This window comes from Natronobacterium texcoconense (genome assembly GCF_900104065.1).
GTDB classification, from domain to species: domain Archaea; phylum Halobacteriota; class Halobacteria; order Halobacteriales; family Natrialbaceae; genus Natronobacterium; species Natronobacterium texcoconense.
Window position 1 is genome coordinate 442802 of the sequence record NZ_FNLC01000001.1, and the last position, 12266, is coordinate 455067.

The following is a 12266-nucleotide window of genomic DNA, read 5'->3' on the forward strand; positions in this document are numbered from 1 at the left end:
ATTGGTCGTACGTTGCGTTCTCGAGGGTATGATTGATCCACGCGTCGTTACGACGCTCGACGCGTTCCGGACGGCCGTTCGCGAGGACGAGAGCCGGTCGGCCGACTCGTCGACGGCCCGCCGCGTTCCCGTCGAGGTCCAGGTACCCGTCACCGATCCGTTTCTCGCCTACCGTCGAGCGCGTGACGGCCGCGACGGTGGCGTCTTCCTCGAGACGACCGGCGGCCAGCCGGGGTGGGGCTACTTCGGCGTCGATCCGGTCGATCGACTGACCGTCGGCCCCGACGCAGTGACGCGGGACCGAACGGACGAGCTCCGATCACCGACGCTCGCCGCACTCGAGGGACTGCTCGCCGACGACGGTCTCGTCCGTGGCTCGTGTGACGTCCCCTACCCCTGTGGGGCCGTCGGCTGGCTCTCCTACGACGTCGCTCGCGAACTCGAGGACCTGCCGGAGTCGGCGGCCGACGACCGGGGACTCCCGCGACTCGAGGTCGAAGTGTACGACCGACTGGCGGCCTGGGAAGGACCAATCGAGGGCGACGACGTCACGCTTCGCGTGACGGCCTGTCCGCGGATCGACGGCGACCTCGAGGCGGCCTACGAACGCGGCCGGGAACGCGCACTCGAACTCGCTCGCGCCGTCCTCGAGGGCGATCCGATCGTCGGGGAGCCACCGGTCGAGACTGACGAATCCACGTTCGAGAGCGACTGCGGACGCGAGGCCTTTGCAGAGCGCGTCGAACGGGTCAAGGAGTACGTCCGCGACGGCGACACCTTCCAGGCGAACATCTCCCAACGACTGACCGCGCCCGCGGCCGTCCACCCCGTCGCGGCCTACGACGCCTTGCGGCGGGTCAACCCCGCGCCGTACTCGTGTCTGCTCGAGTTTCGCGCGGCGGATCTGGTGAGTGCGAGTCCGGAACTGCTGCTCGAACGTGATCGGGACTTCGTGCGAACCGAGCCGATCGCCGGCACGCGACCGCGCGGCGAGACGCCCGAGGAAGACGACCGACTCGAGGAGGACCTGCTCGCCGACGAAAAAGAGCGCGCCGAACACGCGATGCTGGTCGACTTAGAGCGCAACGACCTCGGGAAGGTCTGTGCGTACGGCTCCGTCGCGGTCGACGAGTACCGGCGGATCGACCGCTACTCGGAGGTGATGCATCTCGTCTCGAACGTGACGGGACGGCTTCGACCCGAGCAGACGCTCGACGACGCCGTCGCTGCGGTCTTCCCCGGCGGGACGATCACCGGCGCACCGAAGCCGCGAACGATGGAAATCATCGACGAACTCGAGGCGACGCGACGCGGTCCCTACACCGGTAGCGTCGGAATCTTCGGCTTCGACGGCCGGGCGACGCTGAACATCATCATCCGGACGCTGGTTCGCCAGGACGAGGAGTATCACCTGCGAGTGGGTGCTGGCATCGTTCACGACTCCGAACCCTACCGCGAGTACGACGAGACGCTGGACAAGGCCCGCGCGCTCATCAACGCGGTCGACGAGGCACTGGGCGAGCGGGCGGAGATGGCACTCGAGACCGACGGTGGCTCGAGTGGTGCCGTACTTGAGGACGAGATAGATGGGGGTGAGGCCGATGAGTGATCGGACTCGAATTTTGGTGATCGACAATTACGACTCATTCGCCTACAACCTCGTCCAGTACGTGGGCGAGGTGGCCGACGAGGTCGTCGTCCGGCGAAACGACGTGATCGATCTCGAGGACCTCCGCGACCTCGATCCCACGGGTATCGTCGTCTCGCCGGGACCCGGCACGCCACAGGAGGCAGGGATCTCGATTCCCCTGTTCGCCGAGACCGAGTATCCTATCCTGGGGGTCTGTCTCGGCCATCAGGCGCTGTGTGCTGCCAACGGGTCGCCCGTGGTTCACGCGCCCGAGGTCGTCCACGGCAAGCCCTCGACTGTCAGCCACGACGGGACGGGGATCTTCGACGGCCTGCCCGAGACGTTCCAGGTCGGGCGCTACCACTCGCTGGCCGTCGAGCGTGGCGACCTGCCGGAATCGCTCGAGGAGACCGCCCGGACAACCGACGAACGCGGCGTCTTGATGGCCGTTCGCCACAGGGAGAAGCCTCACCTCGGCGTCCAGTTCCACCCCGAGAGCATCCTCACTCGTGGGCACGACGACGCCGCCAGCGGGGACGGTATCTCGCTTCGCGTGGGGAAGCGGATGGTCGAGAACTTCTGTCGGTTCGCCGCTCGAGTCGACGGGTGAGAGTGCAGTACCTCGGACGTACAACTGGCTCTCCGCGGAAGTTTTTCTGGGATATCGTCTCGTAATTTCGTTCGAACTGTCCTCGACGGTCTCCGCAGAGATTCCCGACTGCCAAGGACGAGATGCCCCTTCAGAGAACGAGTACGTCGATGTTCGTCACAGTGACGTGTAGCCGTGCAGGGCTTCGATAGCCTCTGCAACGAGTGCATCCGCGAGCTCCCCTTGCTGGTTGTCGAGATCGCGGTGTTTGATCGTCGTTACGTACCACGGAGACACGTATGCCTCTTTGTTTGACCCGCCTCGAGTCCACGCTTCGTCGGGAACGGGGATTCCATCGGGGTGGTTCTGGGTCGTCATCGCGACGACGATACACTCGTCGGCCGAAAACGGATGTGAGCTATCGCTGACGACGAGCCACGGACGATACGCGCCGTCGGATTTGTGCGGTGCTGGACCCCACCAGACTTCTCCTTGTATGTCGGTCATCTATTCGTCTCGATCGTCATCGTCCGTCTCCACGCCGGGCCCCCACTCGTCGGGATCCTCAGAGCCGAGTCGATCGGTAGCCGCTCGAGCGGTTGCCATCGCACTGAGTGTCTTCTCGACGTCCTCGTCGTCGGCGATCGCCCAGTACTCGCCGCGGTGGCGGACGAGTTCCCGGTCTTCTAACCGCGACAGGACGACGCCGACGCTACCGCGTGCGACGTCGGTCGATTCGTGGATCTCCTTCGGTGTGAACGCCTTGTCGGGCGACGACGCGAGGAATGAGAGGATTTCCTCCGCGTTTGTCCGTCCGTTCGCCCGAAGTTCCTCCACCGGGTCCGCCTCGAACCGTTCGATGTCGATGGGCACATCCGACACTATGTAATAAAATGTAATAGCTGTAACGCACCGATCCAGTGATGCGGTCCCTCCTTGCTGGTGTATTGCCAGAGCCGTGGATACCGTGGCCGATACGTGTTCGCGAGGACCGGACAGTCGGATTCATAGTACTCCGAGTACCACGACGAGACGAACTCAACTCGAGTACCCAATGACCGACGACCTCATCTACCACGTCGACGGTGACCTCGTCCCCGCAAGCGAGGCGACCGTCAGCGTCGACGACCGCGGCTTCCGGTACGGCGACGCCGCCTTCGAGACACTGCGGGCCTACGGCGGGACGGTCTTCGAGTGGGAGCGCCACGTCGAGCGCCTCGAGGCCACCTGCGACACCCTGTCGCTCGAGCACGGCCTCTCGCCAGCGGACCTCCGGGAGCGGATCGACGAGACGCTCGCGGCCAACGACCTCGCGGATGCCTACGTCCGCCTCTCGATCACGCGCGGCGTCCAGCCCGGAAAGCTGACCCCCCAGCCCGAGGTCGATCCCACGGTCGTGATCTACGTGAAACCGCTCCCGCGTGGCGGCCTCGAGGGCGCCCCCGTCTGGGACGAGCCAGCGACGCTCGAGACCGTCGAGACGCGCAAGATTCCCGACGCAGCCCTGCCCGCGAGCGCGAAGACACACAACTACCTGAACGGCATCCTGGCGCGGACGGAACTCTCGAGTGAGGTCGACGAGGCGCTCCTGTTAGACGCGGACGGCCACGCCGCCGAGGGGACGACGAGCAACCTGTTTTTCGTTCGTGACGACGTCCTGCATACTCCCTCGACCGACGGTCCCGTCCTGCCCGGAATTACGCGAGAGGTCGTCCTCGAACTCGCCGACGAAGCCGAAATTCCGACTCGAGAAGGAACGTACGACCTCGAGGACATCCTCGCGGCAGACGAGGCGTTCCTGACGAACCGAACGTGGGGACTGCGGCCGGTCGCGGGGGTCGACGGGCGAGCGATCGGTGGTGGGCCAGTGACGGATCGCCTCTCGAGGCTGTACGACGAGCGCGTCGAGGAGCGCTGTTACGGGTAGAGGGAGGAGTTCGTTCTCGGGCGTGTACTCGCTGAAGATGGTATAGTCTACTCGTCAGAGACGATAATACGAAGAAGTGTTCTGCTACCGTGGCAACGGGGAGTAGCCACGTCCTCCCCAGCCGATTCGTTCGGTCACTCCGTTCCCTCACTCATCCACTGTCAGAGCAAGCTCTGACAAGCCTTCACTCGCTTCGCTCGTGAAGACCTCGCGCAGCTTCGTCGACTGGCCTCGTAGATACTCGGCCAGTCGCCAGCGCGCGCCACCGTACGCTCGACGAACCAGCTACGTTCCGCTAGCCGAACCGTTATTTCTCGCAGTTCCCGAGTAGGGGTATGAAACTCTCTGCTGTCGACCTCTCTCCGGTTCCCGACGACGGCACTGCGACGGAAGCGTACGAAAACACAGTCGAAGCCGCTCAACAGGCCGAACGCCTCGGATTCGAACGGTTCTGGGTGGCCGAACACCACGGCATGGCGAACAACATCGCGGGCACGACACCCGAAGTGTTGCTCGGGCATCTCGCCGCCGAAACGGACTCGATCCGGCTCGGATCGGGAGCCGTGTTGCTCAACCACTACAGCCCGTTCAAGGTCGCCGAAGCGTTCGGCGCGCTCGACGCGCTCGCGCCGGGTCGCATCGACGCGGGCCTCGGACGAGCGAACGGCTCGCCGGCCGCGGATCAGGCCCTCGGAACGTCCCGTCGCGTCCAGAACCCCGACCAGGACCACGCCGAGAAGATCGAAGCCGTCGTCAACCACCTCTACGACGACTTTCCGGCTGGACACGCCTACACCGACCTCGAGATCGCACGCTCGAGCGCGGAGCCACCCGTACCGTGGGTACTGGGCTCGAGCCCCTCGAGTGCGAAGATTGCGGGACAGCTCGGTCTTCGCTACTGTTTTGCAGCGTTCATCCGCCCACAGTTGGCCACACAGTCGTTCGAGGCGTACCGCGAGCACTTCGAGCCGTCGGCCCTCGCCGGTGGCATCGACGAACCGGAGGGACTGGTCGCGGTAAACGCCGTCTGCGCCGAAACCGACGAGGAGGCGGCACGCCAGCGTGCGGTCGCCGAGGCGTCGTTCGCGCGGATGCGGCGTGGCGTCGTCGGAACGACGCCCTCGGTCGAGGAGGCCATCGACGAACTCGGTGGTGTCCCGGAACCGACGCCGGCCACGCTCGAGGCCGGCGAGTGGCCGCGGGCGATTTCCGGAAGCCCCGCAACCCTCGCTGGCCTGCTCGAGCAACTCGCCGATCGCGTCGGCGTGAACGAGGTGATGATCCAGCACGTACTCGCCGACCACGACGACGCGCTTCGATCCCACGAACTGCTGGCCGAGGGCGTCGACCTCTCCTCAGCATAACGCCGCTCGGTTCCGGGGCCGCCGCGTACGGGGGACGTCTCGAATGCCGCCTCCAACAGGTTCAAGCGGCGGACGATTCGAGTGTTACGCCGTGCGGTCTCTCGGACGCCGACGGCTCGTCGACGTCTGGCGGCGCGTGCTCGATCTCTCCTGGCCGGTGATGGTCGAGCAGTTCCTCCGGACGCTGATGCGGACGACCGACGTCGCCGTCACCGGTCTGTTCTCTCCTGCGGCGGTGGCAGCCGTCGGACTCGCGGACCTCTACGCGCGACTCCCGCTGCGGATCGGCCTCGGCCTCGGCAGCGGCGTCATCGCGCTCTCGAGTCAGGACACTGGCAGCGGTGCGACGGCAAACCGGGACGAGGCGATCACGCAGGCGATACTGCTCGGTGCCGTCGCCGGCATCCCCTTCATCGTTTTCGGGTATTTCCTCGGACAGTGGGCTATCGCCATCATCGGGCCGGAGCTCACTCCCGAGTCGGAAGTCGCCCAGATGGGTGGGATCTATCTCGCGATCATCTTTGCGACGACGCCCGCACGCCACGTCGCGCTCGTGGCTGCACGGTCGATTCAGGGTGCCGGCGACACCCGCACCCCGATGTACGTCAACGGCGTCTCGAACGCGCTCAACGTCGTCGGAACGGTCGTTCTGGGGCTCGGGCTCGGCCCCTTCCCCTACCTGCACATCGTCGGCGTCGGCATCGCGACCGCCGTCGGCAACGTCTTCTCCGCGCTCGCGCTCGTCGCAGCGATATACGGCTCGTGGACGCCAGCCGGCTTCGTCCGGCCAACCCAGTGGACGATCACCCGGCAACTGCTCGCGATCAGCGCCCCACGGATCGCCGAGGGCCTGGTGACGACCGTCCTCGAGTTCCCGTTCAACTCGATCCTGCTGTACTTCGGGACGGACGTCAACGCCGCCTACCAGATCGGCAGACGCGTCTACCAGCAGATCACGTCGCCGCTGTCGCGGGGGTACCGGACGGGGACGAGCATCGTCGTCGGCCAGACGCTCGGCGAGGGCGATCCCGCCAGAGCACGGTACAACGGCTGGGCGGCCGCGGCGCTCGGCGTTTTGACGGTCGGCTCGCTCGGCGTCGTTCTCTTCTTCGGTGCCGAGTGGTTCGTCGACCTCTTCACCGACGATCCGGAGACGCGGTTCTACGCGGCCGGCTTCGCTGCGGCCTACGCGCTCGCCGCGCCGGTGACCGTGCTCTACGTCGTCCTCGCGGGTGCGCTCACGAGCGGCAGTGATACGAAGACGCCGTTTATCGCCAGAATCACAGGGATGTTCTTCGGAATGCTCGGCGTCTCCTACGTCGGCGGAATCGTCCTCGGCTACGGCGTCCCAGCTATCTACGCCTCGATTATCGTCTACTACCTGTGGGCGACGGTCTACGTCACCGTCGGCTTCTATCGTGGCGCCTGGATCGAGCGCACGCAGTCGATGATGGACGAACGCGGGAGTACGACGGGCGAGGACTGAGACGGATTGCTGTAACTATTTACCGCCGATTGCCAACCCCGTTCTGGCAATCGGTGGTAACGGACTACAGTAAACCGTATGAGACGGGCTACCGCATCAGTCATCCGACGGAATCCGCGAGTGCGTTCGCTCTGAATCCTCGAGGTCCGGCGCCTCGAGCACCTCGCGACGAGTTCCGTCGAACTCGAGGACGAAGTCGCTGCCGAACGCGGTCGCTGGGGTCTGGAACCCGTCGTCGACGGCTCCCTCGAGCACGCGCTCGCTCGCGGCGAGTGCCGTTTCGACCGTCAGGGCGTACGGATTCGGCGTCTCGAGACGTGCCTGTGCGTGCCGGCCGGCACCGTCTTCGACCTCGCCCCAGACGACAGCCGAGTCGGTCGCCAGTTCTCGGTCGTCCGGCCCGTCGGCAACTGCGTCTATCGCTTGCTCGAGTGTGCGTTTCACCGGTTCCGTCGCGATCAGTGGGCCGAGCGAATCGAGGGCCGACATCGCCGTCGTCGCCCACGGGGGCGCGGCGGTGTAGACCTCGACCGATCCGATCCCAGTACTGTAGGCCGCGGTGACGACGTCACCGAAGGGGACCGTGACGGCGTGTTCGGGACCGTCCCCGAAGTCGATCTTTCGGGTTCGAAAGGCCAGTGGAATCTTCAGGAGTCGTCCGTTCCGACGGATTACGTTGCCGTCGCCTAGCCCCTCGAGGACAGTGCGTGCAGTGCCCCGCGAGAGCGAACTCCGGCTCTTGATTCCGAGCGTGAGCCGGTCGGCTCCCGGGAGCAGTTCGGCGAGAAACGCCGCCAGACAGTCCGTCGGGACGACGTCGAATCCGACGCCGGGCAACACCGTCACGTCGGCGTCGCGCGCGAGGTGATCCCGCTGGCGAAGCCGTTCGAACACCGAGAACTCGCCGGTGACGTCGAGGTAGTCCGTTCCCGTCTCGAGACAGGCCTCGACCAGCGGTTCTGCGGTGTCGACGAACGGTCCCGCGCAGTTGAGGACGGCCCCAGCGTCCTCGAGATGGTCGGTGAGAGCCGACCGCGCCCCATCCCCTGCGTGTTCGGCCAGGTCGAACGCCCGTCCGTCGACTCCGAGCGTGTTGGCCTGGCGAGTGACTTTCTCCCGGTCGCGGCCGGCGACGATCGGCGACCAGCCCCGAGAGACGGCTTCCGCGGCGATCCGGCTTCCAGTGTAGCCGTACGAGCCGTAGATGAGCAGGGAGTCCATACGTTTCGTTGCCACCTGGCGGTGTTAAAACTCCGTCAGACGGTCGGCTGCCGAGTGATAGCGAGTCGTAACGTTCACCAAACCGGACTGAAAACGGAGGACCGATGGAGACCGAGCCACGGATCGCGACGCTCGAGCGGGTGCCGGCGGAGTCGACGTTCCTGTTTCGGGTTCGAAACGGGGACGACGAGGTGCGGGAGGCGATTCTCGTTCGTGCGGGCGAGGACGTCGCCTGCTGGCTCAACTACTGCCAGCATTTCACCCACATCAAACTCGACAAAGGATCGGGCGCGGCGATGCGAAACGGGGAACTCGTCTGTGAGAACCACGGCGCGTACTTCGAGGCCGACTCCGGGATCTGTACGTACGGCCCCTGCGAGGGCGCGACGCTGCCCGAACTCGAGGTGACCGTCGACGACGGTGACGTCTACCTGACCGACGACGCCTACGAGTTCGTCGACACCGGACCGATCGAAGACGACGGCGATCTGACCTCGACGTCGAACGTCGAGTTCTAGTCGGCACGCTCGAGCGCGAACTGTTTCGCGATTGCCAGGACCACCAATATACGTGTCGGCGTCGGACGTGTGACACTATGGCTGACGATGCCGACGGCCGGGTCTACTACGTCATCAGCGACCTCCACATCGGCGGCGACGAGCAACTGGCAGCGGTCGATTTCCTCGAGGAGTTGATCGCGTTTCTCGAGCGACTGGAGACGACTGACGAAGACGTAGAGTTACTCGTCAACGGCGACGCGTTCGGGCTGTGGGAGTTTACGGAAGTCGACGGCCTGGCGAAGTTCGACGTCCTGACCGAGCGCTATCCCGAGTTGTTCGAGCAGTTGCGTGCGACCGGTGAGTCGGTTCCGATCACGATGTTGCCCGGCAATCACGATCACGAACTCGCTGCGTACGACGAGTACGTCGACCGTCTCGCCGAGTACAACGTCGACCTCGTCCAGGCCGAGTCGATCACCCGTCCGGTCGGCGACCGGGAGATACACTTCGAACACGGCCACCAGCAGGATCCGAACAACCGATTCGAGGACTTCGGCAACCAGCGCGAGACGCCACTCGGTTACTACTACAACACGCTCGTAACGAGTCGAGCAGGTCGGCTCTCCGAACGAGGGCGGTACAACTGGTTGAAAGACGTCCAGGCAGTCACGCCGACGGAGCGAGTCCCACGCTGGCTCCTCTCGAAGTACTTCTATCGTGAGATGAATCCGCTCTTGCGGTACGCCGTACTCCCGTTTCTGCTGCTGTTCAACGTCAGTGTCGTCCTCGCAGTGCTGGCGGGGCTGGACGTCGCCGGTATCTGGACGATGCCAGTCGAGACGACGGATGCGGTTCTCGATCAGTTGGGTCTCGTGGGTGAGGCGGTTCACTTCCTGCTGGTCGCTAACGCGGCGATCGCTGGTATCCTTCTCCTTACGGGCATTCCCGTCTACTTCCTGCTGCGGGATTTCGGGCAGACCGTCGACCGATTCGGTGTCCTCGAGACCGACCTCACAGTCGATCCGGACGAACCCTACGAGGAGGCTGCTCGAGCGGTGTTCGACGATCGGCCGGAGACGGCGATTTTCTGTTACGGCCATACCCACCGACCGAAGGTGATCGAGGTCGACGGACGGTTGCTCGTCAATACCGGGACGTGGCTGAAACGCCTTCACCGTCGGAACGTCGTCACGGGAGTGCTCCCACCGGTATTTTACCCGTCGTATCAGCTGTGTGTCGTCAGAATTAGCGCCGAGACGGACGGGGTGGCAGTCGAGTACGAGGAGATCGAAAAGTCAGATCCAAGCAGGATGGAAATCAGTCGTACCGAACGGCTGCTCACGCTGGGCCGGGAACCCGTTTCGAGTCTCCCCGATCGCTCGGTCGTCCCCGACACGGTGTCGGACCCGCCGGCCGACGAGAACTGATCGTACTCGAGAGCGACACGTATCGTCGCGGAGTTCGAACGAATCCCGGTGTTACTGAATTTGAACGGGTGAAACGAGGTCTCGTTCCTGATCGTACTCGACCAGTCCCGTCCCGACGAGTCGCGGCAGGTGATCGTGATACAGCGAGATGTAGACGTCGGCGACGTGTTCGGCCGACAGCTCCTGAACCGAGTCACCGGTTTCCCGGACGGCGACCTCTTCGGCCGCGTCGGGAAGCGTGATCGACTCGCCGTAACACCGCATCACGTTCAGGAACAGCCGTCGTCGTTCGCTCGCGAGCACGTCGAACGCCTGGTCGACCGTCTCGGTCGGGACGTCGCGCTCGTGGTCCTCGAGCCACTCGAGAACTGCGAGCACGAATTCCGAACGGTCGAACTCGGAGTTAGACGTAGCAGTCATTCGTATCGATGGCCTCCTTCTCCCCGATGCGATGTAACGGACGCCGCTGAGAGTGGAATCGGCGGGACGGCCGGTCTCGCACGACTCGAGGAGGTCGCGTTCGTACCGGGTTCATGCCTGCCGGCTAAATAGGCGTGTCGGAACTGATCCACGTTATCTGCGTCCGTGACGGTCCCGACGAACTGACGGTTTTCGAATCGGATACGACGGGCTATTCGATCGTAAACGTCGGCTCGGTCACCGACTCGCTCTTGCAGGAGGGGCATCGCGACGGGAGGTTCACCAGGTCGTCGAAGTCGTCGAACCCGCAGTCGCGACAGGTCGGCGGCGCGACGAGCAACTGTTCGTCCGTGCCGTCGACGGATCGGGAGACGTGTTCGACGTGGCCGACGACCGCGTGGGGCGTCAGATCTAGCTGGTTCGCGAGTTCGCTCGGCGTCGCTGGCTCGGCGCGTAACGCGTCGGCGAGTCGCTGTCGGGTCGTTCGATCGGCCTCGCGCATGCTGGCCGGTCGGTACGGCGTTCGGTCGTTTATATCATCGGATGCAAGACGAGTTCCGTTCGCCCGCTTCCAATATCGGCGAACTGGAAATGGTACATTTCTGACAACACCGGTGAAAGGGTAAGTGACTTACATCCGTCCGTCGAATCCGAGGGCATGAAAGCCGTCGTTCTCGCGGGCGGATACGCGACCCGCATGTGGCCGATCACGAAACATCGGCCAAAGATGTTCCTCCCGATCGGCGACTCGACGGTCGTCGATCGCATCTTCGCGGAACTCGAGGCAGACGATCGGGTCGACGACGTCTACGTCAGCACCAACGAGCGGTTCGCGGCCGACTTCGAGGCTCACCTCGCGGAAAGCGAGTTCGAGAAACCACAGCTCTCGGTCGAGGAGACGACTGAGGAAGACGACAAGTTCGGCGTCGTTGGTGCGCTCGCCCAGTTGATCGACCGCGAGGGAATCGACGACGACCTGCTGGTCATCGCCGGCGACAACCTGATCAGTTTCGACGTCGCCGACTTTCTCGATTACTTCCAGCAACAGGACGCCCCGACGCTCGCCGCCTACGACGTCGGCTCCCGGGACAAAGCCAAATCCTACGGCCTGGTCGAACTCGAAGATGACCGCGTCGTCGACTTTCAGGAGAAACCCGACGATCCCAAGAGTACGCTCGTCTCGATCGCCTGCTACGCGTTCCCCGAAGACGCCCTCTCCTTGCTGCCGACCTACCTCGAGGAGGGGAACAACCCCGACGAACCAGGCTGGTTCGTCCAGTGGCTCCAGAACCGCGAGCCGACGTACGCCTACACGTTCGAGGGTGCGTGGTTCGACATCGGAACGCCGGAGAGCTACCTCGACGCCGTCGCCTGGCACCTCGCCGGCGACTCGCTGGTTGCGGAATCAGCGACCCTCGAAAACGCGACGATCGGCGACAACGTCCACGTGATGGACGACGTCACGCTCGAGGACACGCACCTCGAGCACGCGGTGGTGTTCCCGGACGCGACGGTCCAGAACGGCGACATTCGCCGGTCGATCATCGACCAGGGGACCCACCTCGAGAACCTGGATCTCGCGGGCGCGTTGATCGGTGCGCACACGACGATCCGGAACGGCCCGTCGGAGTAACCCGCCCGCTCTATCCGAACCGGAATTCGGCGGTAAACATTTAATCGGGCTGAGCCCTTAGCCATAGAT

General features: G+C 64.5%; 13 protein-coding genes. 8 read left to right on the forward strand and 5 right to left on the reverse strand.

Translation table 11 applies throughout. The features are described 5' to 3' along the window. Window positions 1-28 precede the first annotated feature (28 nt). Together pabB and BLR35_RS02345 are read left to right on the forward strand one after the other, a co-directional pair. Window positions 29-1609 (forward strand): aminodeoxychorismate synthase, component I, encoded by a 1581-nt coding sequence (gene pabB / locus BLR35_RS02340; RefSeq protein WP_090376783.1) that lies wholly within the window; start codon window positions 29-31, stop codon window positions 1607-1609. Continuing rightward, window positions 1602-2240 (forward strand): anthranilate synthase component II, encoded by a 639-nt coding sequence (locus BLR35_RS02345; protein ID WP_090376786.1) that lies wholly within the window; start codon window positions 1602-1604, stop codon window positions 2238-2240. The genes pabB and BLR35_RS02345 overlap by 8 nt, the downstream gene beginning before the upstream one ends. Window positions 2241-2396: 156 nt before the next feature. Here the strand turns inward: BLR35_RS02345 and BLR35_RS02350 are convergent, their stop codons facing one another. Together BLR35_RS02350 and BLR35_RS02355 are read right to left on the reverse strand one after the other, a co-directional pair. Further along, the gene (locus BLR35_RS02350; RefSeq protein ID WP_090376789.1) at window positions 2397-2726 is read right to left on the reverse strand and encodes a type II toxin-antitoxin system PemK/MazF family toxin; all 330 of its coding nucleotides are present in this window, start codon (window positions 2724-2726) and stop codon (window positions 2397-2399) included. Beyond that, entirely contained in the window at window positions 2727-3092 is a 366-nt protein-coding gene (locus BLR35_RS02355; protein WP_090376793.1) for a MarR family transcriptional regulator, read from the reverse strand. Window positions 3093-3273: 181 nt separating this feature from the next. Between BLR35_RS02355 and BLR35_RS02360 the strand changes: the two genes are divergently transcribed. From BLR35_RS02360 to BLR35_RS02370, 3 genes are all read left to right on the forward strand, one after another. Then, window positions 3274-4146, forward strand: a complete 873-nt coding sequence (locus tag BLR35_RS02360; protein ID WP_090376795.1) for an aminotransferase class IV — start codon at window positions 3274-3276, stop codon at window positions 4144-4146. A 335-nt stretch (window positions 4147-4481) separates the two neighbouring features. Next, a complete protein-coding gene (locus BLR35_RS02365; protein WP_090376798.1) occupies window positions 4482-5510 on the forward strand; it encodes an LLM class flavin-dependent oxidoreductase in 1029 nt (342 codons plus the stop codon). Window positions 5511-5670: 160 nt separating this feature from the next. Further along, complete coding sequence (locus tag BLR35_RS02370) at window positions 5671-6996, forward strand: MATE family efflux transporter (protein WP_394328357.1); 1326 nt, start codon at window positions 5671-5673, stop codon at window positions 6994-6996. Between the two features lie 96 nt (window positions 6997-7092). Here the strand turns inward: BLR35_RS02370 and BLR35_RS02375 are convergent, their stop codons facing one another. Beyond that, window positions 7093-8217: a saccharopine dehydrogenase family protein gene (locus tag BLR35_RS02375; RefSeq protein WP_090376804.1), complete on the reverse strand. Its 1125-nt coding sequence runs from the start codon at window positions 8215-8217 to the stop codon at window positions 7093-7095. 104 nt (window positions 8218-8321) lie between these two features. Between BLR35_RS02375 and BLR35_RS02380 the strand changes: the two genes are divergently transcribed. Together BLR35_RS02380 and BLR35_RS02385 are read left to right on the forward strand one after the other, a co-directional pair. After that, on the forward strand, window positions 8322-8735 hold the full coding sequence (locus BLR35_RS02380) for a Rieske (2Fe-2S) protein (protein ID WP_090376807.1): 414 nt from the start codon (window positions 8322-8324) through the stop codon (window positions 8733-8735). Window positions 8736-8812: 77 nt separating this feature from the next. Beyond that, window positions 8813-10144, forward strand: coding sequence for a metallophosphoesterase (locus BLR35_RS02385; protein WP_090376810.1), 1332 nt, complete (start codon window positions 8813-8815; stop codon window positions 10142-10144). A 51-nt stretch (window positions 10145-10195) separates the two neighbouring features. Here BLR35_RS02385 and BLR35_RS02390 read toward each other — a convergent pair whose 3' ends face one another. Then, on the reverse strand, window positions 10196-10564 hold the full coding sequence (locus BLR35_RS02390) for a DUF7344 domain-containing protein (protein WP_090376813.1): 369 nt from the start codon (window positions 10562-10564) through the stop codon (window positions 10196-10198). Between the two features lie 211 nt (window positions 10565-10775). Continuing rightward, on the reverse strand, window positions 10776-11066 hold the full coding sequence (locus BLR35_RS02395) for a transcriptional regulator (protein WP_090376817.1): 291 nt from the start codon (window positions 11064-11066) through the stop codon (window positions 10776-10778). Window positions 11067-11222: 156 nt separating this feature from the next. On the opposite strand from BLR35_RS02395, the gene BLR35_RS02400 reads away from it, so the two are divergent. Beyond that, window positions 11223-12197: a nucleotidyltransferase family protein gene (locus BLR35_RS02400; RefSeq protein WP_090376820.1), complete on the forward strand. Its 975-nt coding sequence runs from the start codon at window positions 11223-11225 to the stop codon at window positions 12195-12197. Window positions 12198-12266 lie beyond the last annotated feature (69 nt).